The sequence below is a fragment of the Mesorhizobium sp. 113-3-9 genome, from assembly GCF_016756515.1.
Lineage (GTDB): Bacteria > Pseudomonadota > Alphaproteobacteria > Rhizobiales > Rhizobiaceae > Mesorhizobium.
Genome location: NZ_AP023246.1, coordinates 5,607,129 through 5,631,850, shown reverse-complemented (window position 1 = coordinate 5,631,850; position 24,722 = coordinate 5,607,129). Strand labels below are relative to the sequence as shown.

Genomic DNA, 24,722 nt, shown 5'->3' with positions numbered 1-24,722 from the left:
TGTCTCATGCGCGTCACATCGGATCTCTGGGTTTCCGCCTTGGTGCGCCGCGTTTTCGGCGCCGGCGGATTTGCCGCCGTGGTCAACCGCGGCGCAACCGAGGCGGGTGCCGTTTTCGTGCTGACGCGGGGCAGGCTGGGTGACGTCGCCCTCTACGGACCGGCGCCGCAGACAAGTTATGACTCGGCCAAGCCCGACGACCGTTTCTTCAGCCTTCTCGCCGCCGGCGATGATCCGGCCGTGCTCGATGCCCGTCTTGAGAGGGAAAAAAAATTCGATCCGGACATCTGGGTGGTCGAGATCGAGGCAGGCACCGTTCCGGTCGAGGAGCTTATTTCCGTGAAGACGCCCTGAGGATGGGGGCGGCGGCATCGTCGCTGTTCGAGGCCTTGCGGCTGTCGCTGTTCGCCGGCGAGGCGTCACGAACCATCCTGGACACGGTCTCGGCCTTCCATCCCCGCACCTTGTCCAGCGCCACATCGCGGTGCAGCAGGCGGTAGCGGTCGAGATAGGTGCGGATGGCCTGCGGATGCGGAAACAGGCTGGGATAGATGGCCACCGTGATCAGGAAGGCCCGGTCCTCGCTGAGGTCGAGCGAACGCAGCGCCGCAAGCAACGAGGCATAGTTCTGGTTGGCGGTCAGCGAGCGCGCGGTCGAGAAATCAATGTCGAGGGCGTCCGCAAGCGCGGTCTGGAAGAACGCGGCGTTTCCGGTCAGCGCCGTCTCGCGCAGTTTGACATAGGTATCCGAACCGGGGAACGCGTCGACCCTCGCCGCCAGGGCTTCGTCGCCGGTGCGCATCATGGAGCGCAGCCGGCGCCGTGCATTCTCGGCGGCAATGCCGGGGGGCTGTTGTGCTGTCGCGCTGTCCTCTGCCGCTTCCGCATTGACGAGCGCGGCGGCTGGTGTCGCGGGGGCCTGCACCTCCGGATCCCGCACCCGCACCAGCGTCGGTCTTTCGAGCACCCTGATCAGATCGGCGATGGTCGGGTTCAGGTCCTTGCGGCGCGCGATGGCGCGCGCATGCGGCAGTCCGTGCCGGCCGATCAGCGCGATCAGGTCGATATCGCTGACGGCGCGCGAGCGAATCAGCAGTGGCGCGGCAATGTCGACCGGTTCTTCGCACAGGCGCCGCACCAACGCGGCGGGGGCATATTCGCATTCGGAGAGGGCGGCGGCCACGTAGCGCCGCGATTCGACGGACACATCGTCGAACAGCGGCAGCGTCAGGTCTTCGAGCTGGCCGATCTCGCGGCGCGATGGGCGCGTCAGCGAGCAGAACGCCGACACTGCGGCGCGGAACAGCCTTTCGGCCTTGCCCGATTCGGTCCGTATCGCGATTTGCCTGAAGTCCGAAGATGACACGAAGGATACCCGATAACAGATACAAAGTCTTGATCACGCTCAACCGGGACTATGTCGGTTTCGCGATTGCCCCGGTCAGAACGTCCAGACCTCAAGACAAAGATCAAGTTAGCGGTGATCCGTTAGCGCTCCGTTAACCCTCTGCCGGCCTTAATGATATTTGGAGGCGTTGCGTTGTGCTCCGGGGAAACCGAGAGGAATGCGCGAATCATGGGCATGGTACTGTCTTTCGTGCCGCGTGCGGCACCGACCAATCGAGCCAAGCAAACCACCGAAATACCGGCGGCGGTCATCATCTTTCCCGGCATCCGCTATGAGCGGTCCAATACCGGCGAAGCGCGGCCTGCCGGGCCCGACAAGCCGGGATCGCCGCGGACACCGGTGCCGCATCACTGAAGCCGCGGCCTGGTCCGTCAGGCCGTCAGCTCTGGGCGTCTGGCTAGCGGCTTAGAAATCCTGCAGCTCGCAGGAGCTCTGATCGAGAAAGCGCGACACGATCGGCTTCCAGCTGTCGTCCGGTACGAAGCTGCGGATGACGAAGATGCCCTCGTCGATCGGCGCTTCGACAAAGATCGCCCCCTGCAGATCCTCGGGCAAGTCCTTGCGCACATCGATCATCTGGGCCGGCGTCAGCACAACCGCATCGAGCTTGCCGCCGGTCGCCGTACGGTCGTTGAAGGAATAGACATTGTGGCCACTGCGGTCATAGACCGAGACCGACCAGAAGGGGACGTTCCCCGGCGCCTTGATCCGAACCATTCCTTCCTCCAGGTCGAACCGGCAGGCCGTGGCATAGAATAGCGGGTCGACCGATTTCACCACCGGCGCGCCGCCCGCCTCGGCATCGAGCCGGTTCATTCTGTAGAGATCGGATGCCATGGACAGGCGCGACCAGGCGTCGCGTTCTGAAAATTCCGGCACCAGAAGCAGCACCACGATGTGCACGATGCCGGCGCCGACAAGGCCGAGCAGGACGGCATGGAAAAGACGGCGCAGCGCGGCTGGGACATTACGCATCGCAGCCGGCCTTCACTATCCTCGGCAGCGAAACATCCGACAGGCCGGTGCTGCTGGCGATCGGCGTGTCGTAGAAGGTCAGGACGAAATACATCCGGCCGGAACCGTCGGTCAAAAGCCAGTTGCCGGGCATCGGGTGATGGCCGACCGAAATGATCACCGAATTGTCGGCCTGGCGCAGCACCTCGTAGGACTGAAGGGCCGCAAGTCGCGGCTTGCCGGTGTCTACGACGCCGAGCGATTGATCGGCGGCGTAGAGCGTCCAGAAACGGGCTGTCGGAAATCCGCCCTCTATTCTGTAGCTGCATTCCCGCTTGAGCTGGTCGCCGGCAGCATCATTTTCCGCGACGAAGGACAGGCCCTCGGCACGGCCGAGCGCCAGCACGCCCTCGCGCGCCACGCGCGCCTTGGAATAGGGGTCGGCGGCCGGCGTGCCGATGTCGGGGAAGGCGGTCCATTGGCCGATGCGGATCGCCCCGACGCCGTCCTGGATCTTCAGCGCGTACCAGACGCTGGCGCCGCCGCCGCCAATGGCTATGGCAAGCGAAAGCAGCATCAGGAAGGCATTCTTGAGCATGAAGGGCCGCGTGCGCGAAGGATTGCCGTTCGGGGATATCGCGGCGCGGGGCCTCGTGGCAAGCCGGCGTGGCGGATTTGCACCTCGGCTAATGCATGTCGCCCGAAAGTGGCCTCGGTTTTGGGAGAACGACATGCATAAAAACAAAGAGCTAAAACCCGCGCCGGGGCGGATGTCACAGCGCCGAAAGCGTTTCGGGCGGGGCAGGGGCGTCGAGTTTGGGCGCCGACTGGAACAGCTGGGTCATATCCCTCAGCGTCTGCGTGGTCCGGCTCGACAGCACCGGCGGGCGTTCGGCGGCCGCCTCGGCCGCGGCCTGTTCCTCGCTCTTCTTCTGCGCGTCCGCGGCCTTGGCCGCGATCTCCTCGTCGACGAACGGCTTGTCGATGCCGGGGATCGGCTTCAGGTCGATGTTCTGGTGCGCATAGACCATCAGGCGCTGCCAGACCATCGCCGGCAGCGAGCCGCCGGTCATGTTCTTGGTCGGGGTGAAATCATCATTGCCCAGCCACACGGCCGCCGTGTAGTTGCCGGTGAAGCCGACGAACCAGGCATCGCGGTAGGATTGCGTCGTGCCGGTCTTGCCGGCGACGACGATGTTGGGAATCTGGGCACGCCGCGCCGTGCCCATCACGGGTACTGCCGTCAGCATGGTGTTCATGGATTTCAGTGCCTGCTCGGAGAGCACCCGGTGCGGCGGCGGCGCATCCTTGGTCCAGTCATACACCACGTCGCCGGTGCGGGTGACGAGCTGGGTGATGCCATGCCGGGAACCGACGAAGCCGTTCTGGGCGAACACGCTGTAGCCCGTCGCCTGGTCCATCACGGTCATGCCCGAAGTGCCGAGCACCATGGTTTTGTGCCCCTCCAGCGGCGATTCCACCCCGAATGATTCCGCCATCGCCTTGATCGGGCCGATGCCGAGATGGTCCTTGGCCAGCCGCACCGGCACGGTGTTGATTGACTTGGCCATCGCCATCAGCAGCGTGATGTTGCCCGCCGACTCACCACCGTAATTGTGCGGCGACCAGTTGCCCCAGCTGATCGGTCCGCCCGAAATGACAGAGTTCGGCGTGAAGCCGTGCTCCATCGCCGTGGCGTAGACATAGGGCTTGAACGAAGAGCCGGTCTGGCGCAGCGCCTTGGTGGCGCGGTTGAACTGGCTGGCGCCGTAGTCGCGGCCGCCGACGATGGCGCGGACCGCGCCATTGGTCTCGATGACGACCACGGCGCCTTCGGTGACGTTGTACTCCTTGCCGAACTGGCGCAGGTGGAACTCGACGGATTCTTCCGCCGCCTTCTGGATGTTGGCGTCGAAGGTGGTGTGGGCAACCAGGGAGTGCTGGCCAGGCTTGGCGATCTTCTTGACCTCGTCGAAGGCCCAGTCGAGGAAATAGTCGGGACTCTTCTGCTCGCCGCGGTCGACGACGTCGGCCGGGTGCAGCCTTGCCTGCAGCACCTGGCCCTCGGTCATGAAACCGGAATCGACCAGGTTGGACAGCACCACGTTGGCGCGGGCACGCGCTGCCGGCAGGTTGATGTGCGGCGCGTATTTGGTCGGCGCCTTGAACAGGCCGGCCAGCATCGCCGCCTCGGCAAGGTTCAGGTCCTTGACGCTCTTGCCGAAATAGAAGTCGGCCGCCGCTTCGATACCGAACGTGCCGCCGCCCATATAGGCGCGGTCGAGATAGAGCTGCAGGATTTCCTTCTTCGACAGATTGGCTTCGAGCCACAGCGACAGGAAGGCTTCCTTGATCTTGCGCTCGAAGGTCCGCTCATTGGTCAGGAACAGGTTCTTGGCCAGCTGCTGGGTGATGCTGGACCCGCCCTGGACGACCGAGTTCGCGCGCACATTCTCGAAGATCGCGCGCGACAGGCCCAGAACATCGATGCCGTAGTGATCGAAGAAACGCCGATCCTCGGTGGCGAGCACGGCCTTGATGACGTGGTCAGGCATCTCGTCGACTGGCACCGAGTCGCGCTGGATGATGCCGCGCTGGCCGATCTCGTTGCCGTAGCGGTCGAGGAAGGTGACGGCGAAATCGCCCTGCGCGCGCCAGTCGCCGGCCGTATCCTGGAACGCCGGGATGGCCAGCGCCAGCATCACCACGATGCCGCCGGCGCCGAGCGTAAAACCTTCGCTCAAAATCTCGATGATGCCGCGCCGCCAGCCCTTGAGACGGAAGCGCCGCGAGAAGATCGTCGCCGCCTCCCAGAACTGGCGCGCCTTGAACCCGATCTCGTAGAGCGAGGAATCGATCCAGGCATCCAGCGCCAGAAGGCGGGAGGCGATCGGACCTCTTCTCTTGCGCGGTTCAGGGCTGACCATTCAAAAACCCGGCTCGGCTGTGGCGCGACCTGAAAACCGCAAGCGGGCAATTTCAGGGCGGCGCCCTGTTTGGACTATTCATCCATTTTGCCGACGCTCACAAGGGCGGCGAGGACACAGCCGCAAGGTTTGTTGATGGCGGAGCGGGGGAACGGCCGTAGTCGATCACCCTGCCCAAAAGCCTGGACTGTTCAGGCCGCCTCGCGCTTCAGCGCCTGCGCCATGCAGTGGATGCCGCCACCGGTCTTGGAGATCTCGCTCATGTCGACGGCGGCGACCTCGAAGCCGCGCGCCTTGAGCTTTTCGATCAGCGTCTTGCTGGAGGTCGGCGCGATCACCCGGTCCTTGCCGAGCGACATGAAGTTGCAGCCGAGTGCCATCGTGTCCTGGAACGGCACGTCGATGATCTCGTGGCCCTTGCCCTTCAGCCAGTCGACAATGCCGGGCTCGGTGCAGGCGAGGCAGACGGCGGTGAGCTTTTCGGCGATCGGCACCACCATCAGGTCGATATGGACATAGTATTCGTCGATGAAGGCGATGCGCGTCTCCCAGCCCTCCTTGTCGAACCAGGCCTGCACCTGGCGGGCACCTTCCTCCTGCGTGCGGGCGCCGCCGCAGCCGATCAGCGCCACGCCGTCCTCGATGACGTTGAAGTCGCCGCCCTCGAACGTACCCGCCGTGACCATGTCGTAGATCGGGATGCCGAGCTTTTCATAGGTGCGGATGGCGGCGTAGTTCTCGCCGCGCCGCCACCAGTTGGCCATGGCGGTGATGATGGCGCCATAGGGCGTCATGACGCTGGAATCGCGGGAATAAACCTGCATCGGCAGTTCCGGCGTCGGCTCGTGCCAGTGGATGTTGACGCCGAAATGCTCGTAGGCGGCAACCAGGTCCTTGTGCTGCGCCTGCGCGATCTGGACGTTGCACGGCGCCTCGCGCAGATGTTTTCGGGACAGCGAACTGGTCGACAGATGGCGCAGGAAGTTCGGCGATCCGAGCAGCACGTCGGTCAACACGTCGGTTTCGTTGGCGAAGCCCCAGACGGTCAGCGGCTTGGTGCCGCCGGCCGGATTGCGGCGCTGCAGCGAAAACGGCTCGGCGACGATGCGATCATGAACGGTCATGGTGTTCTCCTCGTGGGCTTGTTCTCAAGAGTTGGTGGGGTCATGCGTTGCTTGGGATCCACCAGTCGCGGCCGCGCGCCGTGGTGACATATTCCGGCCAGCGGAAATTGATCGGCGGTTCATAGTCGCAGAGCGGCGCGATCCAGTTCGCGCCGCCAATGCCGCCGCCGGTGCGGGTGACGAACTCGTCCATCGCCGCATCGCGGGCTTTTCTATCCTCGAGCAGGCGCAGCGCCGACAGCGCGACCGTCTTGGCCGCGCAGGTGACCATGGGGTCGATGGTGGCGGAAATGCCGCCCAGCGCATTCATCACCCAGGAGGGATAGGCGTGGCCATTCGCCGAGCGCAGCGCCGGGCGCGCGACATAGAAGCGCGCGGTCGGCGCATGCCAGCTCATGTCGGTGTAGTCGTCGGAGGTCGAATTCACCTGCGATGGCGGCAGGTCGCGGCGCAGGATCGCCTCGGCCTCCTGTGGCGAAATCAGCCTCTCCAGCTCATCAATGAAGGGATTTTCGGTTGCCGTGCCACCGGCATTGATCTGGATTTCGCGCGCGACCGCCTTCGCGGGCTCGTCCCATTGTGGAGGTCCGACCGTCGAGAGCGCGTCATAGGCGATCCCGGCCATGGCGTGATTGGCCAGCCCGGGCCGCGACTTCGACACCCAGTGGCGCTCGTACCGACAGCCGCTGATCGCGGCGGCGGCCGCGGCGTTGCGGTCGAGCGCGGCGGTGACCTGTTCGGCCATGCCGATGGTCGGCACGCGGATCATGTACTGGATCTCGGCCAGCCCCGCCGGCAGATTGTCGGCGGTTGCCTGGCCGGCGGTCAGGATCGCCTCGCTGATCGACCAGCCGCCCTGGTGCGGCAACATGGAATCGCGCAGCGCCTTGGAGGCCATGTACATCGTCATCAGCGCGTCGTTGGCGCCGGGCGCCCGCACGGCGGAATGCGCCTGCGGGATCGGCGCGCCGTCGCCCGCGCGAACCCAGTTTTCGGGCTCATCGCACACGAAGCGGTAGATCATGGCGTAGGCAGCACCGCAATGCGTGTCCCAGCGCGCCGTGTTGCAGAGCGGCAGCATGTAGAAGGGATGGAAGGAGATCATGCCGGCAAGGCCGTCATAGTAGCCTTTGGCCGCATGGATCGGCTTGGAGCCGCGCACCTTCTCCGCCGGCTCGCCGGTGAAGCGCAGCGTGCCTGGAATGCCGTGGCGCTGCATGGCGGCCTTGGTGGCAAGCAGGCCGCCGAGGCTTGCCATGCCGAGCCCCGAATGCGGATCGGTGTGGCCGCCGGCCTCGACGCCAAGGCCGGGCCGTGGCTGTTTTACCGTCACCGCGTCCTGGCAATTGCCGGGTACGGCGTCGTACTCAGCGTACATGCCGATCGTCGGCCCGGCGCCATTCGTCCAGTGGGCGCAGAACGCCGTCGGCATGCCGCCCGAGCCTTCCTCGACGGAAAAGCCCTCATGCTTCAGCCGCGCCACGTACCAGGCGGCCGACTGGTACTCGCGCCAGGCGGTCTCGCCGAAATCGAAAATGGTCCGCGTCCATTGCGACAGCGAGTGCTGGATGCCATCGAGGCAGGCAAGCGCGGTCGCTTGCGCTGATGTCGTCACCGGTTTGTCCATGCATCAAACAAAGCAGTGAAGCGGCTCGCCAAAAAGTGATATGTTTTCCCGGTTCGTGCAAATTCGGTTCACCTCTTGAGAATTCCCTCCACACAGGCGCTGCGCGCCCTCGACAGTTTCGCCCGCCACGGCAGCGTCTGGCGCGCCGCCGACGAACTGCACCTCACCCGCAGCGCGGTAAGTCACCAGTTGCGGCTGCTCGAACGCGACCTCGGCTTCGATCTGCTTGAGCGCATCGGCAAGGGCGTCGCGCTCACCCCGCGCGGCCAGCGCTATGCCAGTGACGTGCGCAAGGCGCTCACCGTTCTCGGCGATGCGGTGACGCGCGATGCCGGCACCGGCGTCGGCGGTTCGTTCGCCGTCTCCTGTACGCCGGGCTTCGCCTCGCTGTTTCTATGCACTCATATTGGCGAATTCCGGCAGATGTACCCTGATGTGGCGCTGCGTATCCTGACGCCCAGGCGGCTCGACGATGTCAGCAATGCGGATGCCGACGCCTTCATCGCCTTTGGCGTCGGCAACTGGCCGAACCGCATGGCCGAGTTGCTGTGCGAAATCTCGTTCACGCCGCTTTGCAGCCCGACGCTGCTGAACAAGGTCGGCGGTTTTTCGAAACCGGCGGACGTGTTGCGCGCCAATCTGCTCCATCTCGATGACACCGAGGATTGGGCGCGCTGGCTGGCCCTGTCCAAGGTCGAGAACCCCGACACCGAGGGCGGCATCTTCTTTTCCGACATGAACCTCGTCTTCTCGGCGGCGATTGCCGGCCAGGGCATTGCCATGGGCGACGAACTGACCAGCCGCCGGGCACTCAGCGAAGGCCGGCTGGTCAGGCCGTTCGACATCGCGATCAAGTCGCCGCGCTCCTATTTCCTAGTCTCCGAACACGCCAAGGCCTCGCACCCGGTGCTGGACGCGTTCGCGGGGTGGCTGAGGTCGAAGCTCTCGGAGAACCGCATTCAGCCCTATTGAAGGCGAAATGGCGCCGGCCGCCCAGACGTGAATCAAATTTGCCGATCAGGCGAAAACTATTCGGTTGCGGTGAGCCGCCGGCCTGCCTACGATTTCCGCCTGGGACTGAGGAAGAGGCAGGATGCAGCAACCCGGCCGGGCCGCAGAGATCAAGGCAATCGGGATCGGCAAGAGCTTCGGCTCGTTCCGTGCGTTGGACAATCTGACGCTCAATATCGGCCGCGGCGAGTTCCTCACTCTGCTCGGCCCCTCCGGCTCGGGCAAGACCACCTTCCTGATGATCCTGGCCGGCTTCGTGCAGCCGACCGAGGGCCGTCTCCTCAGCGATGGCGCTGACATCACCAACCGCCCGGCCGAGCAGCGCGCCGCCGGCATGGTGTTCCAGGGCTATGCGCTGTTCCCGCATATGAGCGTCGAGGCCAACATCGCTTTCCCGCTCAAGGTCCGCAAGAAATCGGCCTCCGAGATCAAGAAGCGCGTCGGCGAGATGATCGAGCGTGTCGGCCTGGTCGGCCACGAGAAGAAGCTGCCGGCGCAGCTTTCCGGCGGCCAGCAGCAGCGCGTGGCGCTGGCCCGGGCGCTGGTGTTCGAGCCGGGCGTGCTTTTGCTCGACGAGCCGTTCTCGGCGCTGGACAAGAGCCTGCGCGGCCAGATGCAGGCCGAGATGAAGCGCCTGCACCAGGAAACAGGCACCACCTTTGTCTTCGTTACCCACGACCAGAGCGAGGCGCTGGCGCTGTCCTCGCGCGTCGCCATCTTCAATCATGGCAAATTGCTGCAGGTCGGCGCGCCGGACGAAGTCTATGACCGGCCGGACAACCGCTTCGTCGCCGAGTTCCTCGGCGAGATCAACATGTTGCCGCTGAAGGGGGTCAAGCCCGCCGACAATGGCTCGACAGGCCTTTGCGAGGACCGCGCCGTCAACATGCACTGCAAGGCCGAGAAAGTCCGTGGAGATGCCATCCTGGCGATCCGGCCTGAGCACATGTCGATCGCGCGCGAAGCAGCCGCCGGCGAGAATGGCATCGCCGCGACCGCCATTGCCTCGACCTATCTGGGCGCGGCGACCAAGCTCGACCTGACGACGCGGCAAGGCGCGAAAGTGACGGTCTCGGTGCCGAACGAGGTTGCGGCCGCGGCGCTGAGCAAGGGCAATTCCGTCTGGCTGACCTGGCCGGCGGAAAAGGGTTTCCTCCTTCCGGATGGAGGACAATGAGCGCTGGCGCGGCTTGATCTGCCGCACCGGCTTCCGGATTGAAATCAACCAAAACAAAGGGGAACTGACATGAACGACACCAAGAAACACGCAATCGAAACGCTGTCCGAAAGGACCAGACGCGGCGAGATTTCGCGCCGGCAGTTCACGCAGTTGGCTGCCCTCGTGCTCGCCGGCGCGCCGATGCTGCTGCGCTCGACCGGTGCCTTCGCCCAGGCCAAGGAACTGGTGCTGGTCAACTGGGGTGGCGACGCCATCACCGCCTATGACGCGGCTTATGGCCAGGCCTTCACCAAGGAAACCGGCATCACCGTCAAGATGGACGGCTCGGGCCCGACGGAAGGCGCCATTTCGGCGCAGTTCAAGAGCGGCGCGCCGACCTGGGACCTGGTCGACGTCGATCCGTTCTCGGCCATCACGCTCGGCGCCCAGGGTGCGCTGGAGCCGATCGACTACAAGATCGTAGACAAGACGAAGATGCGGCCGGGCTTCGGCTGGGAGTATGCCGCCTCGACCTATTTCTTCTCCTATGTCATCGCCTACGATTCCGAGAAATACGGCAAGGATGCCCCGACAGGCATGGCCGACTTCTTCGACGTGAAGAAGTTCCCCGGCAAGCGCTCGCTGTACAAATGGGGCGTGTCGAGCTGGGAAGCAGCGCTTCTGGCCGACGGCATCGCGCCGGCTTCGCTCTATCCGCTCGACCTCAAGCGGGCGCATGACAAGATCGCCGCCTTCAAGGAAAACGTCGTCGCCTACTGGGGCGGCGGCGCCGAGAGCCAGAGCGTTCTGCTCAATGGCGAGGCCTCGATGGCCATCGTCTGGTCCACCCGTGCCTCGCTGATCGAGCAGGATTCCGGTGGCAAGATCAAGTTCATCTGGGACCAGGGCCTGATCTCGCCCGGCGCATTGGCCGTGCTCAAGAACAACCCCGGCGGCAAGGACGCTGCGATGAAATTCATCGCCAGCGCACAGGATCCGCAAAGGCAGCTCGTCATGTTCGACAAGCTCGGCCAGGGCCCGGCCAATCCGGCGGCCGACGCGCTGATCCCCGCCGACAAGAAGCGCATCAACCCGGTAGATCCCGAAAACATGAAGAAGCAGATCGCGCTCGACATGGAGTGGTACGCCAAGAACTACGGCGCGGCGCTCGACGAATACACCAAGATCATCTCCGCCTGAGAGCGGATGCTGACCTGAGATGAGAGGCGTTCTCTCCGACAGGATGGGCGCGGCGCTGTTGATGGCGCCGCTGCTCCTGTTCCTCGTCCTGGCCTATGCCTGGCCGTTTCTCGGCGTGGTGAAGTGGAGTTTTACTCTGCCGACGCCGGGACTTGGCCAGTATGAAGCGCTGCTCACCGACGATCTGGTCCAATCGGTGTTCATCCGCACGCTGCGCATCGCGGCCATCGTCACTGTCGTTTCCGTCGCCGCCGCCTATGCCATAACGGTCGTCTGGGTGCGCGGCAGCCCGGCGCAGCGCCTTATCGCCGAATTCTGCATCCTGGTGCCGTTCTGGATTTCGGTGCTGACGCGCGCCTTCGGCTGGGTGGCGCTTTTGTCCAATCGCGGCCTGATCAACACCTGGCTGCAGTCGATCGGTTTCATCTCCGAACCGCTGACACTGGTACGCAACGAGTTCGGCGTCGTCGTCGGCATGACGCATTTCCTCATTCCCTTCGCCGTCTTTCCGCTGGCGTCGGCCATGCGCAGCCTCGACGAGCGCGTGCTGCTCGCGGCACGCGGGCTTGGCTCCAGCCGCATGCGCACCTTCTGGACGGTGTTCGTGCCGATGACACGCTCCGGTATCATCGGCTCGGCGCTGATCGTCTTCGTCTTCTCGCTGGGCTTCTTCGTCACGCCGGCGATCCTCGGTGGCGGCCGCAGCGTGATGATCGCCGAACTGATCTATCTCAGGATTTTCCAGAGCCCGGATTGGGGTCTGGGGGCTGCGATCAGCGTGGTGCTGGTGCTGTTCGTCGGCGCGCTGATGGCGCTGCTGTTCCGCTATGTCAGACCGAAGCAGTTGATCTGATGCCGACCTATCGCCCCGGACCCGTCTCGCTGATCCTCGCCGCCCTTGTGGCGCTGTTCCTGCTGATGCCGCTGCTTGCCGTCATTCCGGTGTCGCTGACGCCGAGCCGCATGCTGGCGATGCCATCAGGCGAACTGTCGCTGCGCCACTATCGCTCGCTGATCGAGGACCCGCGCTGGATCCAGTCGATCCTGCTGTCGATCCGCATCGGGATCGTCAGCAGCGTGATTTCCACCGTGCTGGCGCTCTGCTTCAGCCTTGGCGTCTGGATGTTCCAGCCCCGCTTCACCGCCGCGCTCGTCGGTTTCGTGCTGTTGCCGATGGTGGTGCCGCCGGTGGTCTCGGCAATCACGCTCTACTTCCTGCTGACCTCGATCTCAGGCTTCAGCTCGTTCTTTGGCTATGACACCTGGCTCGGCGTTGCCATGGCGCATTCGGTGATGACGGTGCCCTTTGCCACGGTGCTGATCCTGGTCTCGCTCAGCCAGATCGACCGGCGCATCGACCTTGCGGCGAGGGGGCTAGGCGCCAGTGTCTGGGAGCGTGCCACCCGCATCATCATGCCCAACATCAAGTTCGGCATCATCACCGCGGCGCTTTTGTCGTTCGTGCTGTCCTGGGAAGAGATCGGCGTCACCCTGTTCATCACTTCGGTCAACGCCATCACGCTGCCGCGCCTGATGTGGATGGGCCTGCGCGACAACATCGACCCGGCGATCGCGGCCCTGTCGGTGATCCTGATCATCATCACCGTGCTGGTGCTTGCGGTGCGCAGCTTCGTCGTCAGGTTGCGCGCCGGGGCCTAGAGCGGTTCAGCGTTTCACGGAATCGCAGAACCGCTCTAATTATTTGTTTTACGCAATTCCGGACGGAAAACCGTTACACACTTTTCCTGGAATTGCTCTAGATAAACCGTACCGACACGCGGCCGAACCGGCCCAAATCGCCAACCACTTCGTCCCCGGCCTCGACACTTATCGGCGTTACGCAGGTGCCTGTAATCACCACCTGTCCCGGCTCGAGTGCCATGCCCAGGCCCGACAGTTCATTGACGATCCATGTGAGCGCGATCCGGGGGTCGCCCAGCACTGCCGCGCCCTTTCCATCGTGCCGCGATTTGCCGGAAACGAACCCGGTCACCGGGTGCTCCGCGAGGTTCACGGCGCGCCAGTCGTCTTCTATCGCCTCGCCGATGACAAACAGATTGGCACAGGCGTTGTCGGCTATGAGCTGCGGCGCTCCGACGGCGCAGAAATCATCATAGCGTGAGTCCGGTATTTCGATCGCCGGGTGCAAGGTCGCCACGGCATCCATCGCCTCGGCGATTTCATAGGGTCCTGGACGCGGCGGCAACTGGCGGCCGAAGCGGAAGGCGAATTCGATCTCCGCCACACGCATCTTGCTCGTCGCGAGCGAAACGGTCCCGCCAACCTCGACCGATTTCTCGGCGATCAGACGCCCGGCCATCGGGCCGTCGACGTTGATATGCCTTTGTCCGGCGAGGCTGGTTGCTGCAATCTTCCAGCCGAAAAGCGGGGCCGCTGAGCGATCCATCACATACGACTGGATGACGTAACCGTCGATCCGCGTTTGCGGCCGCAATTCGAAAGGTATGGCGTCGAGACGGGTGCCCTTGTCCCAATGGTCCACCAGCAACCGGGACGCGGCTCTGGCCTTTTCTGGATCGAGCATCATCAGCTCCGAAAGTCTGGGGAAAATGCCCCCGTTGCCCGGCCAGAGCCGGCAAGGAACATTCCATCGTGGACCGGTCCATATGAGGCAAGATCGCGCGATCAGGCAAGCGGGACACCAAATTCATGCGCCACCTGCCGGGCGGAAGCCGATGCTTGATGCCCGGCTTCCTGGTCCTGCTCTTCCGCGTCTATCGGTGGGATTGTCGGCAAGTCGTATTTTCGAGATCATCGGCATGCATAATTCTTATGACGAATCGCCATCGTTTTCCCGTAGCCAACGCTATATCTGGCAAGGCATAGGGAAACCGGCAGGCTTGGAAACGCATTTGTCGGTTGCACAGCGGCTTGAGGAATGAATATGACAGCGCCCGGCGATCTGCTGCAGGCACTTTTTCTGAGGCTCAAAACCGACAAGTCGTTGTCGGCGCTGCTCGGTGGCGCCGGGCTGCTCGAAAGGGCGGCCGACAATGCCGCGTTCCCTTATGTGACTTGTGGCCAGACCAGCGCCTTTGACTGGGACACCGGTGCCGAGAACAACGATGATCAGCTGATAACGCTGCACGTCTGGTCGAAAGCTCATGGTGAAGACGAAACCCTTGCCATCATGGCCGCCATCAAGGCCCGCCTTGCCAACGCCGCGCTGGTGGTCGGCCGGCGCGGCAAGACACGGCTATCGCTCGAATTCACCGAGGCCCGTTACGACGAAGATCTCCTTGTACATCACGGGCTGCTGCGGTTTCGTGCGCTGACGCAGGAAAATGCCTGATACGCTTCCAATCTGACCGAAACGGAGTCTAGACTGGCATTTCCGGGATTTCGTCGGGTTGGGGCGTCGAAATCACCGTCGGGCGTCTCGCGTTTCAGGGGGAGTAGCGGGCATGATTTTCGTGTCGATCACTGTTCATTTCACGTTCAGCACCGATGCGTTACAAAACCGACCATGAAAACGTTTCGCTCCCTCTTTCGAACCGCGACCCTGGCGCTCAGTGCTGCCGGGCTGCTCGCGTCGCAGGCGATGGCGATGCCGGTGATCGCGCCAGACCAGGCCAGCTCGATCGTCCTGGCTGCGTCCGACTGCTACGCGATCGGCCAGCAGGTGGCCGAGCAGAATGGCGGCACGCTGGCCAAGGCCTCACAGTCGACACGCGGCGGCCAGCCGGTCTGCGTCATCGTCGTGCTGGTGCCAGGCAAGGACGGACAGCGTCCGCGCCGTTCCGAGATCGTCGTCCCGCAAAACTGACCCAATGCTCCATCTTACGGGCCACGTTTCCCAGGCCGCCGGAATCGGCCTATATCTGACCCAATCTTCAATCTGCCCAAGTCTTCAATCTGACCAAGCTCTTCAACAGGTATCGATCTCCGCATGCGCGTACTCGTCGTCGAGGATGACAAGGATCTCAACAGGCAGATAGCGGACGCGCTGGTCGACGCCGGCTATGTCGTCGACCGCGCCTTTGACGGCGAGGAAGGCCATTTCCTCGGCGACACCGAACCCTACGATGCCGTCGTGCTCGACATCGGCCTGCCGCAGATGGACGGCATCAGCGTGGTCGAGCGCTGGCGCCGAGGCGGCCGCAAGATGCCTGTGCTGATCCTGACGGCGCGCGACCGCTGGAGCGACAAGGTTTCCGGCATCGATGCCGGCGCGGACGACTATGTCACCAAGCCGTTCCATATCGAGGAGGTGCTGGCGAGGGTCAGGGCGCTGATCCGCCGCGCCGCCGGTCATGCCTCGTCGGAACTCACCTGTGGGCCGGTCCGCCTCGATACCAAGGCGTCGAAGGCAGATGTCGACGGCGTGCCGCTGAAGCTGACCTCGCACGAATTCCGCCTGCTTGCCTATCTGATGCACCATATGGGCGAGGTCGTCTCGCGCACCGAACTGGTCGAGCATCTCTACGACCAGGATTTCGACCGCGATTCCAACACCATCGAGGTGTTTGTCGGGCGGTTGCGAAAGAAGATGGGCATCGACATGATCGAAACCGTGCGTGGCATGGGCTACCGCATGCGTGAGCCGGAGGCGTAACTCGGAACCGATCAAACCAACCGCAAGGGCGCCGCTTTCGCTGCGTTTGTGGCCGCGTTCGCTGACGTTCCGCGTGATCGCCTTTTCCACCGTATGGGCGATCCTGACCCTTGTCGTCATCTTCACCCTGATCACCACGCTCTATCGCCAGGCCAGCGAGCGTGGCTTCGACAGCCTTTTGTCGGCGCATCTGTTCAACCTGATCGGTTCCATCGGCATTTCCGACACGGGAGCGCTCACCGGTGCTCCCGACCTCGGAGACCTCCGCTTCTCGGAGCCGAATTCGGGCTGGTACTGGTCGGTTGAGCCTGCCTCGGAAGGTGTGCATGGCGACCTTCACTCGTCGTCGATGACAAGCAAGATCCCGTCGCCGAGCGTGGCCGAGGTGCCCTTCAATGCCAGCTTCCAGCGCAGCTATGCGGCCGAAGGCATCGACGGCGAGCAGCTCGAAGTGTTCGAGAGCGAATTCGTCCTCGACGCCAAGAATCGCGCCGCGCGTTTTCGTGTCATGGGCAACCAGAGCGAACTCGAGCAGGAGATCGCCACCTTCCAGCGCCGCCTGCTGACCTATCTCAGCCTGTTCGGCGTCGGCATGATCGCCATTAACGCGATCGCCATCCTGCTCGGCTTGCAGCCGTTGCGCAGGGTCAGGAACGCACTTGCCATGGTGCGTGAAGGCACCGCACAGAGGCTCGACGGCCGCTTCCCGGCTGAGATCGAACCATTGGCCAACGAAACCAACGCCTTGATCGAGAACAACAAACGCATCGTCGAGCGCTCGCGAACCCAGGTCGGCAATCTCGCCCATTCGCTGAAGACGCCGCTTGCCGTGCTGCTCAACGAGGGCAGGGCACTTGGCGGCGCCAAGGGACAATTGATCGCCGAACAGGCGGCCTCGATGCAGAAGCAGGTTGACCATTACCTGCAGCGCGCCCGCGTCGCTGCACAGCGCGACAGCGTCGTCTATCGCACGCCGGTGTCGCCGCTGGTCCAGCGCATGGTGCGGGTCTTGCAGAAGCTCAATCCGCAGACCAGCCTGTCGCTGTCGCTGCCGGCCACCGAGATCGTCTTTGCCGGAGAGCGCGAGGACCTCGAGGAACTGCTTGGCAATCTTCTCGAAAATGCGATGAAATGGGCCAAAAGCGCCGTGTCGGTCTCGGTTGCGTCCCTGGCCGGCAAGGATGACAGTTTTTTCGAGATCAGCATCGAGGATGACGGCCCGGGCATCCCCGAGGACAAGGCGCGCGACGCTCTGAAGCGCGGAAGGCGCCTGGACGAGACAAAACCGGGAACCGGTCTGGGGCTTGCCATTGTCGCCGACCTTATCAACGAGTATGGAGGCGTTCTGGCGCTCGAACGGTCCGGCATGGGCGGACTGAAGGCAGTGGTACGATTGCGGAGCCTTCAGTAATGCTACTCAGGGCCGATCGGCAGCGATGGACGGCGCATATCATGGCGGCTTATCGATTGGTTCCGGAACGGCCGGCAGCGGCCAAATTTCCGACAAATATCAATACTATGGCCACACCTACTTCTCCGATGACGCGGCCCCCGGCGCATCCATGGCAGGCTCCAATTCAAGAAAACCGGTTGTTGGCATGAAGATTCGCGTCGCGCTCGTTTCCGCCCTCCTGGCCGTGTCCGGCTGCACCACCTTGAGCGGCAAGGGCCCAACCTTGGCGCCGACACCAGCATCGACGCCTCCGGCGAGTGGCAAGGTCACCAAATCGATCATTTCGGCGATGGGGGGCGGCCTCATTGGCGGCTCGATCGGCGCCGGCCTCAGTGAATCCGAAAAACGCAGCGCTCTCGAGGCGGAATACAAGGCGCTCGAATATACGACGAGCGGCCAGAAGGTGGCGTGGAAGGGCGATCAGGCATCCCGCTATGGTGAGGTCGTTCCGGCCCAACCCTATCGCGTCGGTTCGCAGGACTGCCGCCAGTACACGCAGACCGTCTTCACCGGTGGTGCCGGCGTCACGGCGCGCGGAACCGCTTGCCGCAATGCCGACGGCAGCTGGACGCCGCTGACCTGAGAGCTGCATGTCGCCCAAAAGCGCGCAGCGGTTTTGGGACAACGACATGCATAGAACAAAGATCGGATCGGCTCCGGTTGGACTCCGGCCGGTTGATGTCGATCAAGGACATTCGGCGCGCTGACCGTCAAAGCGTCGCAGGATGCCTGTGTTGGCAGGGCATGGCTCTGCCGTTATTGGAAGAACCATGCTGTTCTGGGTCATAGCCGCGATACTGACGCTCGGTGCGAGCCTTGCGGTGCTGCTGCCGCTGGCCGGAGGCGCCAGGGGCGCGTCGTCGAGCGGCGATCACGATCTGGAAGTCTATCGCGATCAATTGTCCGAGCTTGACCGTGATGCCGCACGTGGCTTGATCCAGCCGGCTGAAGCGGCGGAGGCGCGCGCCGAGATCGCGCGCCGCATCCTTCGCCTCGGCAATGCGGATGCGGCCGGCAAGACGTCGGCCAGCCGGGCTTTTTTCACGGCGAGACTTGTCGCGACAGTGGCCGTGCTGGCTGTACCGCTGGTCAGCTGGGGTCTCTACAGCCAGATCGGCTCGCCTGATTTGCCGTCGCAGCCGCTCAGCGGGCGATTGACCAAGAATCCGGCCGACAGCTCGGTCGACGAGTTGGTTGCGCGGGCCGAGGCCCACCTTGCCGCCAATCCGTCCGACGGAAGGGGTTGGGATGTGCTGGCCCCGGTCTATCTGCGCATGCAGCGCTTTTCCGAGGCGGCGGCGGCGTACCGCAATGCCATCCGCCTCGACGGAGACAGCGCGGTTCGCCAGGCCGGCCTCGGCGAGGCGATCGCCGGCGCGGCAGGCGGCATTGTTTCGGCCGATGCCCAGGATGCCTTCGAGGCGGCGCTCAAGCTCGATCCGGCCAACGCTAAAGCCAGCTTCTATCTGGCCATGGCCTTGGCGCAGGAGGGGCGAAACAAGGACGCGGTCACGGCCTGGCAAACCATGCTGGCCACCTTGCCGCCCGACTCGCCTTGGCGCGGCGCCGTCGAGCAGGCGCTGGCCAAGGCCGCCAGCCCCGAAGTCGCCTCCGGTACGGACGCGAAAGGCCCCGCTGCCGCGGATGTCGACGCCCCGTCCTCCATGTCGCCGCAGGATCGCGAAGCCATGATCAACACGATGGTCGCCGGCCTCGATGAAAAACTGCGGCAGAATCCGCGTGACCCGGAAGGATGGATGCGGCTCGTTCGTTCCTATGTCGTGCTGGGCAAGGCCGACCAGGCGCGCGAGGCGCTCGGTCGCGCCATTGCCGTCTTTGGCGCCGGCAGTGACGAAGCCAAGAAATTCACCGCCTTTGCCGCCTCGCTCGGCCTGGCGGCGACGGAGTAGAACGTGTCATGACACGCAAGCAGAAACGGTTGTCGGTCATCGTGGGTGGGTTGGCTTTCCTGGGCGCTGCCACCGGGCTGACCTTCTACGCGCTTGGCCAGAAGGCGTCCTATTTCTACATGCCCGCGGACCTCACCACTGCCAGTGTCCAGCCCGGCCAGCGCATCAGGCTTGGCGGTTTGGTCGAAAAAGGCACCATCCAGCGCGGGCAGGGCGCGACAGTCGCCTTTTCCGTCACCGACACGCATAAATCGGTCAAGGTCACGTATACCGGGATCCTGCCCGATCTTTTTCGCGAGGAGCAGGGCGTCATCACCGAAGGCACTTTTGGCCCGGACGGGGTCTTTGTTGCCGACAGCGTGCTGGCCAAGCATGATGAGCGCTACATGCCCAAGGAGGTGGCCGACGGGCTGAAGGCCAAGGGCGTCTGGCAGGAGAGCAAGAGTGAGTGAGTCTGGCGGAAGGGCAGGGGGCAATCATGGTTGAAACCGGACATTTCGCCCTGGTCCTGGCGTTCGCGCTCTCGCTGGTGCAGACGATCGTGCCCCTGTTCGGAGCGCGCCTCAACAACCAGCGCCTGATGGCTGTCGGCGGCCCTGTCACGATAACTGGCTTTGCGCTGACGGCGCTGTCCTTTGTCGCCCTGGCGGGCGCCTACGCGAACTCCGATTTTTCGGTGGCGAGCGTCTGGGAAAACTCGCATTCGCTGCAACCGCTGATCTACAAGATCACCGGAACCTGGGGCAATCACGAAGGCTCGATGCTGCTCTGGGTGCTGATCCTGACCTTCTTCGGTGCCCTTGTCGCGGCTTTCGGCTCCAACCTGCCGGCAACGCTGCGCGCCAATGTGCTGGCCGTGCAGGGCGCCATTGGCGCTGCCTTCTTCCTGTTCATCCTTGCGACGTCCAATCCTTTCATCCGGCTCAACCCGGCGCCGATCGAAGGTCGCGATCTCAACCCGATCCTGCAGGATCTTGGCCTCGCCATTCATCCGCCGCTGCTCTATCTCGGCTATGTCGGCTTCTCGATCTGCTTCTCCTTCTCGGTCGCCGCCCTCATCGAGGGCCGCATCGATGCCTCCTGGGCGCGCTGGGTGCGGCCGTGGACGCTGGTCGCCTGGATGTTCCTGACCGGCGGTATCGCGATGGGGTCCTACTGGGCCTATTACGAGCTCGGCTGGGGTGGTTTCTGGTTCTGGGACCCGGTTGAGAACGCCTCCTTCATGCCGTGGCTGGCGGGCACCGCGCTGCTGCATTCGGCCATCGTCATGGAAAAGCGCTCGGCGCTGAAGATCTGGACGCTGCTGCTCGCCATCCTCACCTTTTCGCTGTCTCTGCTCGGCACTTTCCTGGTGCGTTCGGGCGTGCTCACCTCGGTGCATGCCTTCGCCACCGACCCGACGCGCGGCGTCTTCATCCTGTGCATCCTGACGCTGTTCATCGGCGGCTCGCTGGCATTGTTTGCGCTGCGCGCCTCAAGGTTGACGGCCGGCGGACTGTTCCATCCGATCTCGCGTGAAGGCGCGCTCGTCCTCAACAATCTGTTCCTGACCACGGCGACCGCCACCGTGCTCGTCGGCACGCTCTATCCGCTGGCGCTGGAAGCGCTTACCGGCGGCAAGATTTCGGTCGGCGCGCCGTTCTTCGACCTGACCTTCGGCCCATTGATGCTGCCGCTTCTGGCCCTTGTGCCGTTCGGGCCGCTGCTCGCCTGGAAGCGTGGCGATGTCTTCGCCGCGGCGCAGCGCCTGATGGCTGCCTTCGCGCTGGCGCTGACGGCGATGCTGGTCACTGGCCTGTTCATCGACGGCGCTTCGGTTTTCGCCGCCCTCGGCATTGGCCTTGCCGTCTGGCTGGTCGCCGGAGCGCTTACCGACCTTGCCGTCAAGTCCGGTGTCGGGTCGGCTGCACCGGCCGTCATGTTCAGGCGCTTCGTCGGCCTGCCACGCTCGGTCTTCGGCACGGCATTGGCCCATCTCGGCCTTGGCCTGACGTTGCTCGGCATTGTCGCCACGCTCTCCTTCGGCACCGAGAAGATCCTCACCATGCGCGCCGGCGAGACGGTGGAATTGTCAGGCCATACACTGCGTTTCGTCGGTCTTTATCCGGCGCAGGGCCCGAACTACAGCGAGGATCGTGGCCGCTTCGAGCTGATCGGCGTCAGCGGCAGTCCTGTCGGCGAAATCAGTTCCGCCAAGCGCTTCTATCCGGTGCGGCAGACGACGACGACCGAGTCCGGTATCAAGACCCTTGGCTTTTCCCAGCTCTACATTTCGCTCGGCGACGAGGGCAAGGACGGATCGGTGGTGGTGCGGCTGTGGTGGAAACCGCTGGTGACGCTGATCTGGGGCGGCGGCTTGGTGATGATGGCTGGTGCTGCCATGTCGCTGATGGACAGGCGCTTGCGCGTCGGCGCGCCGTCGCGGCGGCGCAAGCAGGCCGATGCCGTGGCAACCGCGAGCCTGCCATGAAGGCAAGGTTCTCCGTCGCATTGCTTTTCCTGATGCTGGCGCTCGGCTTCGCCGGCTCGGCGCTGGCGGTGAAGCCCGACGAGATGTTGGCCGATCCGGTGCTTGAGGCGAGGGCCCGGACACTCTCGGAAGGCCTGCGCTGCATGGTCTGCCAGAACCAGTCGATCGATGAATCCGATGCCGATCTTGCCCGGGACCTGCGCATCCTGGTGCGCCAGCGCCTCGTCGCCGGCGATACCGACCAGCAGGTGATGGACTATGTGGTGTCCCGCTACGGCGAGTTCGTGCTGCTGAAGCCGCGTTTCGACCTGCGCAACGCCTTGCTTTGGGGCACGCCTGTGCTGTTGTTGCTGATCGGAGGCATCTTCATCGTGCTCAGCGCGCGGTCGCGCCGCCCGGTATCGACAGCGCTTTCGGCGGAGGAGCAGGCCGCGCTGGACAAGTTGCTTGGTGACTAATTCGGCCATTCCTCCGGCAGCCAGTCCCGCGACGTGTGGATGATACGCACGATAACGACGCTCTCGCGGCCTGCGATCGGCCGCAACTCATAGGCAATGATGTAGGGCAGGCGGCCGAGGGGCTTCTCATAGGTGCCTGTTACCCGGCCTGGCCGGCCCGTGGCCATGTCACCGAGACCCCGGCCCGTGTCACGAATTCGATCCGCGATACGTCTGGCGGCGGCCGGGTTGTCTCGCGCGATGAAGGCAACTTGCTGCTTAATGTCGTCCAGTGCGTCTCGCGACCAGGTGACGAATCGCTTCACGCGTTGCCCTTGCGCTTGGCTTCCACGGCCTCGATAACGGCATCGATTTCCACCATGGCATCATCGTGAGGCACGACACTGCCAGCCACCGCATCGGCCATGCCGCGTTTGATGCCTTCGATGATTTCGAGTTCGCGGTCGACATAGGCCGAAACCGCCTCGGCCGCGAGGAAGGATTTGCTGCGGCGGGTGTCGGCGGCGATCCTTTCAAGCTTCAGCTTGGTTTCGGATGAAACGCGAATTGTCATGGTGGTGCTGGTCGTCATGGTGAAAGCCTTGTGCTGAGTTGTGTACAACATAAGCCACTAGGCGGCTTGTCACCAAGTAATTTGTGAGCCCCTTCTGCCGCCAACATTACCAAAGTTTCATGCGTCGGAAATGGCGCTGTAATGTGGGCCGCTCTACTTCTCTCTCTTCGAGGATGCCGATCAAGGCGCGTCCGTTTGAAAGAGGATACGAGACCCCATGAATATTGCCCCCAATTCATATTCCCGCACCCGCAAGCGTTTCCTGGCTGCTGCCGCGTCCGTCGCCATTGCCGGCGCAATCGGTGTTGGCGCGTTGACCAGTGGAACCAGCCCCGTTCTGGCCGACGCTGTGCGTGTCGAGGCCCCGCAGGTTCCGAGCTTTGCCGATGTCGTGGAGCGCGTTTCGCCGGCCGTGGTCAGCGTCAAGGTCAAGGCCAAGATCCAGCCGACCGCAGATGACGGTTCCGACGACCAGGATGGCTTCGACAATCTTCCCAACAATCCGCAGTTGCGCCGTTTCTTCAAGGAATTCCGCGGCTTTGGCGACCAGGGCGGACAGAATGACGATGGCCACCGTCGCTTCGGTCACCGCGACCGCAACAATGACCAGCCGCGCCCGGTGGCCCAGGGCTCCGGCTTCTTCATTTCCGAGGACGGCTATCTCGTCACCAACAACCATGTCGTCGAAGAGGGCACCGCCTTCACCGTGGTGACCAATGACGGCAAGGAACTCGACGCCAAGCTGGTCGGCACCGATCCGCGCACCGATCTCGCCGTGCTCAAGGTCGATGGTGGCGGCAAGTTCACCTATGTCGATTTCGCCGACGATTCCAAGGTTCGCGTCGGCGACTGGGTGGTGGCCGTCGGCAATCCCTTCGGCCTCGGCGGCACAGTCACCGCCGGCATCGTGTCGGCGCGTGGTCGTGACATCGGCGCCGGCCCCTATGACGATTTCCTGCAGATCGACGCCTCGGTCAATCGCGGCAATTCGGGCGGCCCGACCTTCAACCTCAACGGCCAGGTGGTCGGCATCAACACCGCCATCTTCTCGCCTTCGGGCGGCAGCGTCGGCATCGCTTTCGATATTCCGGCCTCGACCGCCAAGCAGGTTGTCGGCGATCTGATGAAGAGCGGTGCGGTGCAGCGCGGCTGGCTCGGCGTCGAAATCCAGCCGGTCACGTCTGACATCGCCGAGTCGCTTGGCCTGAAGTCCAACAATGGCGCGTTGGTATCCAGCGCCCAGGACGACGGCCCTGGCAAGAAGGCAGGCATCACCGCTGGTGACGTCATCACCCAGGTCGATGGCAAGGACGTTGCGTCGCCGAAGGAACTCGCCCGCCTGATTGGCGCGTATTCGCCGGGCAAGTCGGTTGACGTCACCGTCTGGCGCGACGGCAAGAGCCAGACGGTCAAGGTCGATCTCGGCAAGCTGCCGGCCAGCGACAAGCAGGCTTCGAACGACCAGCAACAGCAGCCTGCCGCTCCGGCAAAGCCCGACACGCTGGCCGATCTCGGCCTCACCGTAACCAAGTCCGAAAACGGCAAGGGCCTGGTGGTCACCGATGTCGATCCCGACAGCGATGCCGCCGACCGCGGCATCCAGCCGGGCGACATCATCACCGCCGTCAATTCGAGCGAGGTGAACGGCACCGAGGACGTCACCAAGGCGATGACCGACGCGGTGAAGTCCGGCCGCAAGGCGGTGCTGATGCAGATCACCCGCGACAACAACAATCGTTTCGTCGCGCTGCCTGTCGCCAAGGGCTGACAACGACTTTTCCGATGCGGCGGTTTCAAACACCCCCGAGCCGCCGCATGGGAAAGCATGGAGCCGGGTACGTTAGTCAGTCATCGTGCTCTCCTCCAGCGGCAGCGGGCCTCCCATCGCCCGC

The 24,722-nt window shown here is 63.8% G+C and carries 27 protein-coding genes; 18 read left to right on the top strand and 9 right to left on the bottom strand.

The features are described from left to right. The first annotated feature begins 6 nt into the window (after positions 1-6). The gene (locus tag MesoLj_RS27650; RefSeq protein ID WP_032929456.1) at positions 7-354 is read left to right on the top strand and encodes a DUF1491 family protein; all 348 of its coding nucleotides are present in this window, start codon (positions 7-9) and stop codon (positions 352-354) included. On the opposite strand, the gene MesoLj_RS27645 is transcribed toward MesoLj_RS27650, so the two are convergent. After that, positions 332-1,366, bottom strand: coding sequence for a hypothetical protein (locus MesoLj_RS27645; RefSeq protein WP_202323249.1), 1,035 nt, complete (start codon positions 1,364-1,366; stop codon positions 332-334). The genes MesoLj_RS27650 and MesoLj_RS27645 overlap by 23 nt on opposite strands. A 210-nt stretch (positions 1,367-1,576) precedes the next feature. On the opposite strand from MesoLj_RS27645, the gene MesoLj_RS27640 reads away from it, so the two are divergent. After that, positions 1,577-1,762 carry a hypothetical protein gene (locus MesoLj_RS27640; RefSeq protein WP_149903935.1) on the top strand — a complete coding sequence of 62 codons (186 nt, stop codon included), beginning with the start codon at positions 1,577-1,579 and terminating at the stop codon, positions 1,760-1,762. A 51-nt stretch (positions 1,763-1,813) separates the two neighbouring features. Here the strand turns inward: MesoLj_RS27640 and MesoLj_RS27635 are convergent, their stop codons facing one another. The 5 genes from MesoLj_RS27635 to MesoLj_RS27615 all read right to left on the bottom strand — a co-directional run bounded on the left by MesoLj_RS27635 (position 1,814) and on the right by MesoLj_RS27615 (position 8,040). Then, positions 1,814-2,383: a DUF1254 domain-containing protein gene (locus MesoLj_RS27635; RefSeq protein WP_140768656.1), complete on the bottom strand. Its 570-nt coding sequence runs from the start codon at positions 2,381-2,383 to the stop codon at positions 1,814-1,816. Continuing rightward, positions 2,376-2,960: a DUF1214 domain-containing protein gene (locus tag MesoLj_RS27630; RefSeq protein WP_140768654.1), complete on the bottom strand. Its 585-nt coding sequence runs from the start codon at positions 2,958-2,960 to the stop codon at positions 2,376-2,378. The genes MesoLj_RS27635 and MesoLj_RS27630 overlap by 8 nt, the downstream gene beginning before the upstream one ends. A 175-nt stretch (positions 2,961-3,135) precedes the next feature. Beyond that, the gene (locus MesoLj_RS27625; protein WP_140768652.1) at positions 3,136-5,289 is read right to left on the bottom strand and encodes a transglycosylase domain-containing protein; all 2,154 of its coding nucleotides are present in this window, start codon (positions 5,287-5,289) and stop codon (positions 3,136-3,138) included. A gap of 191 nt (positions 5,290-5,480) precedes the next feature. Beyond that, positions 5,481-6,413, bottom strand: coding sequence for a dimethylarginine dimethylaminohydrolase family protein (locus MesoLj_RS27620; protein ID WP_202323247.1), 933 nt, complete (start codon positions 6,411-6,413; stop codon positions 5,481-5,483). A gap of 40 nt (positions 6,414-6,453) precedes the next feature. Further along, positions 6,454-8,040, bottom strand: coding sequence for an amidohydrolase (locus MesoLj_RS27615; RefSeq protein ID WP_202323246.1), 1,587 nt, complete (start codon positions 8,038-8,040; stop codon positions 6,454-6,456). Between the two features lie 75 nt (positions 8,041-8,115). Here MesoLj_RS27615 and MesoLj_RS27610 point away from each other — a divergent pair, with 75 nt between their 5' ends. From MesoLj_RS27610 to MesoLj_RS27590, 5 genes are all read left to right on the top strand, one after another. Continuing rightward, positions 8,116-9,012: a LysR substrate-binding domain-containing protein gene (locus MesoLj_RS27610; RefSeq protein WP_140768646.1), complete on the top strand. Its 897-nt coding sequence runs from the start codon at positions 8,116-8,118 to the stop codon at positions 9,010-9,012. Between the two features lie 121 nt (positions 9,013-9,133). Further along, positions 9,134-10,228 carry an ABC transporter ATP-binding protein gene (locus tag MesoLj_RS27605; protein WP_202323245.1) on the top strand — a complete coding sequence of 365 codons (1,095 nt, stop codon included), beginning with the start codon at positions 9,134-9,136 and terminating at the stop codon, positions 10,226-10,228. Positions 10,229-10,297: 69 nt separating this feature from the next. After that, positions 10,298-11,410 (top strand): ABC transporter substrate-binding protein, encoded by a 1,113-nt coding sequence (locus MesoLj_RS27600; protein WP_202323244.1) that lies wholly within the window; start codon positions 10,298-10,300, stop codon positions 11,408-11,410. 19 nt (positions 11,411-11,429) lie between these two features. Continuing rightward, the gene (locus tag MesoLj_RS27595) at positions 11,430-12,263 is read left to right on the top strand and encodes an ABC transporter permease (protein WP_140768640.1); all 834 of its coding nucleotides are present in this window, start codon (positions 11,430-11,432) and stop codon (positions 12,261-12,263) included. Next, complete coding sequence (locus MesoLj_RS27590) at positions 12,263-13,069, top strand: ABC transporter permease (protein ID WP_202323243.1); 807 nt, start codon at positions 12,263-12,265, stop codon at positions 13,067-13,069. The genes MesoLj_RS27595 and MesoLj_RS27590 overlap by 1 nt, the downstream gene beginning before the upstream one ends. 97 nt (positions 13,070-13,166) lie before the next feature. Here the strand turns inward: MesoLj_RS27590 and MesoLj_RS27585 are convergent, their stop codons facing one another. Continuing rightward, positions 13,167-13,955, bottom strand: a complete 789-nt coding sequence (locus MesoLj_RS27585; RefSeq protein ID WP_202323242.1) for a 2-keto-4-pentenoate hydratase — start codon at positions 13,953-13,955, stop codon at positions 13,167-13,169. A gap of 151 nt (positions 13,956-14,106) precedes the next feature. Between MesoLj_RS27585 and MesoLj_RS27580 the strand changes: the two genes are divergently transcribed. The 10 genes from MesoLj_RS27580 to MesoLj_RS27535 all read left to right on the top strand — a co-directional run bounded on the left by MesoLj_RS27580 (position 14,107) and on the right by MesoLj_RS27535 (position 22,277). After that, the gene (locus MesoLj_RS27580) at positions 14,107-14,313 is read left to right on the top strand and encodes a hypothetical protein (RefSeq protein WP_140768634.1); all 207 of its coding nucleotides are present in this window, start codon (positions 14,107-14,109) and stop codon (positions 14,311-14,313) included. A 2-nt stretch (positions 14,314-14,315) separates the two neighbouring features. Next, on the top strand, positions 14,316-14,723 hold the full coding sequence (locus tag MesoLj_RS27575; protein WP_056565597.1) for a DUF3168 domain-containing protein: 408 nt from the start codon (positions 14,316-14,318) through the stop codon (positions 14,721-14,723). Positions 14,724-14,897: 174 nt separating this feature from the next. Then, entirely contained in the window at positions 14,898-15,197 is a 300-nt protein-coding gene (locus MesoLj_RS27570) for a hypothetical protein (RefSeq protein ID WP_140768632.1), read from the top strand. Positions 15,198-15,320: 123 nt separating this feature from the next. After that, a complete protein-coding gene (locus MesoLj_RS27565; RefSeq protein ID WP_140768630.1) occupies positions 15,321-15,986 on the top strand; it encodes a response regulator transcription factor in 666 nt (221 codons plus the stop codon). Continuing rightward, a complete protein-coding gene (locus MesoLj_RS27560) occupies positions 15,970-17,397 on the top strand; it encodes an ATP-binding protein (protein ID WP_202323241.1) in 1,428 nt (475 codons plus the stop codon). Before MesoLj_RS27565 ends, MesoLj_RS27560 begins: the two co-directional genes overlap by 17 nt. Before the next feature lie 187 nt (positions 17,398-17,584). Beyond that, the gene (locus MesoLj_RS27555; protein ID WP_056565594.1) at positions 17,585-18,022 is read left to right on the top strand and encodes a hypothetical protein; all 438 of its coding nucleotides are present in this window, start codon (positions 17,585-17,587) and stop codon (positions 18,020-18,022) included. 187 nt (positions 18,023-18,209) lie between these two features. Next, the gene (gene ccmI / locus MesoLj_RS27550) at positions 18,210-19,349 is read left to right on the top strand and encodes a c-type cytochrome biogenesis protein CcmI (RefSeq protein WP_202323240.1); all 1,140 of its coding nucleotides are present in this window, start codon (positions 18,210-18,212) and stop codon (positions 19,347-19,349) included. A gap of 8 nt (positions 19,350-19,357) precedes the next feature. Further along, positions 19,358-19,801 (top strand): cytochrome c maturation protein CcmE, encoded by a 444-nt coding sequence (ccmE, locus tag MesoLj_RS27545; protein ID WP_027041623.1) that lies wholly within the window; start codon positions 19,358-19,360, stop codon positions 19,799-19,801. A 26-nt stretch (positions 19,802-19,827) separates the two neighbouring features. Next, positions 19,828-21,819: a heme lyase CcmF/NrfE family subunit gene (locus MesoLj_RS27540; protein ID WP_202323239.1), complete on the top strand. Its 1,992-nt coding sequence runs from the start codon at positions 19,828-19,830 to the stop codon at positions 21,817-21,819. Further along, entirely contained in the window at positions 21,816-22,277 is a 462-nt protein-coding gene (locus MesoLj_RS27535; protein ID WP_202323238.1) for a cytochrome c-type biogenesis protein, read from the top strand. The genes MesoLj_RS27540 and MesoLj_RS27535 overlap by 4 nt, the downstream gene beginning before the upstream one ends. On the opposite strand, the gene MesoLj_RS27530 is transcribed toward MesoLj_RS27535, so the two are convergent. Beyond that, complete coding sequence (locus MesoLj_RS27530) at positions 22,274-22,582, bottom strand: type II toxin-antitoxin system RelE/ParE family toxin (protein ID WP_202323237.1); 309 nt, start codon at positions 22,580-22,582, stop codon at positions 22,274-22,276. The two genes, MesoLj_RS27535 and MesoLj_RS27530, sit on opposite strands and share 4 nt — an antisense overlap. Continuing rightward, a complete protein-coding gene (locus MesoLj_RS27525; RefSeq protein ID WP_140768616.1) occupies positions 22,579-22,848 on the bottom strand; it encodes a CopG family ribbon-helix-helix protein in 270 nt (89 codons plus the stop codon). Before MesoLj_RS27525 ends, MesoLj_RS27530 begins: the two co-directional genes overlap by 4 nt. A gap of 199 nt (positions 22,849-23,047) precedes the next feature. Here MesoLj_RS27525 and MesoLj_RS27520 point away from each other — a divergent pair, with 199 nt between their 5' ends. Then, positions 23,048-24,598 carry a Do family serine endopeptidase gene (locus MesoLj_RS27520; protein WP_140768614.1) on the top strand — a complete coding sequence of 517 codons (1,551 nt, stop codon included), beginning with the start codon at positions 23,048-23,050 and terminating at the stop codon, positions 24,596-24,598. Positions 24,599-24,722 lie beyond the last annotated feature (124 nt).

Bases quoted from the DNA above. Each gene is read 5' to 3' on its own strand.
- MesoLj_RS27650 (WP_032929456.1), top strand. From the start codon at position 7: ATGCGCGTCACATCGGATCTCTGGGTTTCCGCCTTGGTGCGCCGCGTT.
- MesoLj_RS27640 (WP_149903935.1), top strand. From the start codon at position 1,577: ATGGGCATGGTACTGTCTTTCGTGCCGCGTGCGGCACCGACCAATCGA.
- MesoLj_RS27635 (WP_140768656.1), bottom strand. From the start codon at position 2,383: ATGCGTAATGTCCCAGCCGCGCTGCGCCGTCTTTTCCATGCCGTCCTG.
- MesoLj_RS27630 (WP_140768654.1), bottom strand. From the start codon at position 2,960: ATGCTCAAGAATGCCTTCCTGATGCTGCTTTCGCTTGCCATAGCCATT.
- MesoLj_RS27625 (WP_140768652.1), bottom strand. From the start codon at position 5,289: ATGGTCAGCCCTGAACCGCGCAAGAGAAGAGGTCCGATCGCCTCCCGC.
- MesoLj_RS27620 (WP_202323247.1), bottom strand. From the start codon at position 6,413: ATGACCGTTCATGATCGCATCGTCGCCGAGCCGTTTTCGCTGCAGCGC.
- MesoLj_RS27615 (WP_202323246.1), bottom strand. From the start codon at position 8,040: ATGGACAAACCGGTGACGACATCAGCGCAAGCGACCGCGCTTGCCTGC.
- MesoLj_RS27605 (WP_202323245.1), top strand. From the start codon at position 9,134: ATGCAGCAACCCGGCCGGGCCGCAGAGATCAAGGCAATCGGGATCGGC.
- MesoLj_RS27600 (WP_202323244.1), top strand. From the start codon at position 10,298: ATGAACGACACCAAGAAACACGCAATCGAAACGCTGTCCGAAAGGACC.
- MesoLj_RS27595 (WP_140768640.1), top strand. From the start codon at position 11,430: ATGAGAGGCGTTCTCTCCGACAGGATGGGCGCGGCGCTGTTGATGGCG.
- MesoLj_RS27590 (WP_202323243.1), top strand. From the start codon at position 12,263: ATGCCGACCTATCGCCCCGGACCCGTCTCGCTGATCCTCGCCGCCCTT.
- MesoLj_RS27585 (WP_202323242.1), bottom strand. From the start codon at position 13,955: ATGCTCGATCCAGAAAAGGCCAGAGCCGCGTCCCGGTTGCTGGTGGAC.
- MesoLj_RS27580 (WP_140768634.1), top strand. From the start codon at position 14,107: ATGCTTGATGCCCGGCTTCCTGGTCCTGCTCTTCCGCGTCTATCGGTG.
- MesoLj_RS27575 (WP_056565597.1), top strand. From the start codon at position 14,316: ATGACAGCGCCCGGCGATCTGCTGCAGGCACTTTTTCTGAGGCTCAAA.
- MesoLj_RS27570 (WP_140768632.1), top strand. From the start codon at position 14,898: ATGAAAACGTTTCGCTCCCTCTTTCGAACCGCGACCCTGGCGCTCAGT.
- MesoLj_RS27565 (WP_140768630.1), top strand. From the start codon at position 15,321: ATGCGCGTACTCGTCGTCGAGGATGACAAGGATCTCAACAGGCAGATA.
- MesoLj_RS27555 (WP_056565594.1), top strand. From the start codon at position 17,585: ATGAAGATTCGCGTCGCGCTCGTTTCCGCCCTCCTGGCCGTGTCCGGC.
- ccmI (WP_202323240.1), top strand. From the start codon at position 18,210: ATGCTGTTCTGGGTCATAGCCGCGATACTGACGCTCGGTGCGAGCCTT.
- ccmE (WP_027041623.1), top strand. From the start codon at position 19,358: ATGACACGCAAGCAGAAACGGTTGTCGGTCATCGTGGGTGGGTTGGCT.
- MesoLj_RS27540 (WP_202323239.1), top strand. From the start codon at position 19,828: ATGGTTGAAACCGGACATTTCGCCCTGGTCCTGGCGTTCGCGCTCTCG.
- MesoLj_RS27535 (WP_202323238.1), top strand. From the start codon at position 21,816: ATGAAGGCAAGGTTCTCCGTCGCATTGCTTTTCCTGATGCTGGCGCTC.
- MesoLj_RS27525 (WP_140768616.1), bottom strand. From the start codon at position 22,848: ATGACGACCAGCACCACCATGACAATTCGCGTTTCATCCGAAACCAAG.
- MesoLj_RS27520 (WP_140768614.1), top strand. From the start codon at position 23,048: ATGAATATTGCCCCCAATTCATATTCCCGCACCCGCAAGCGTTTCCTG.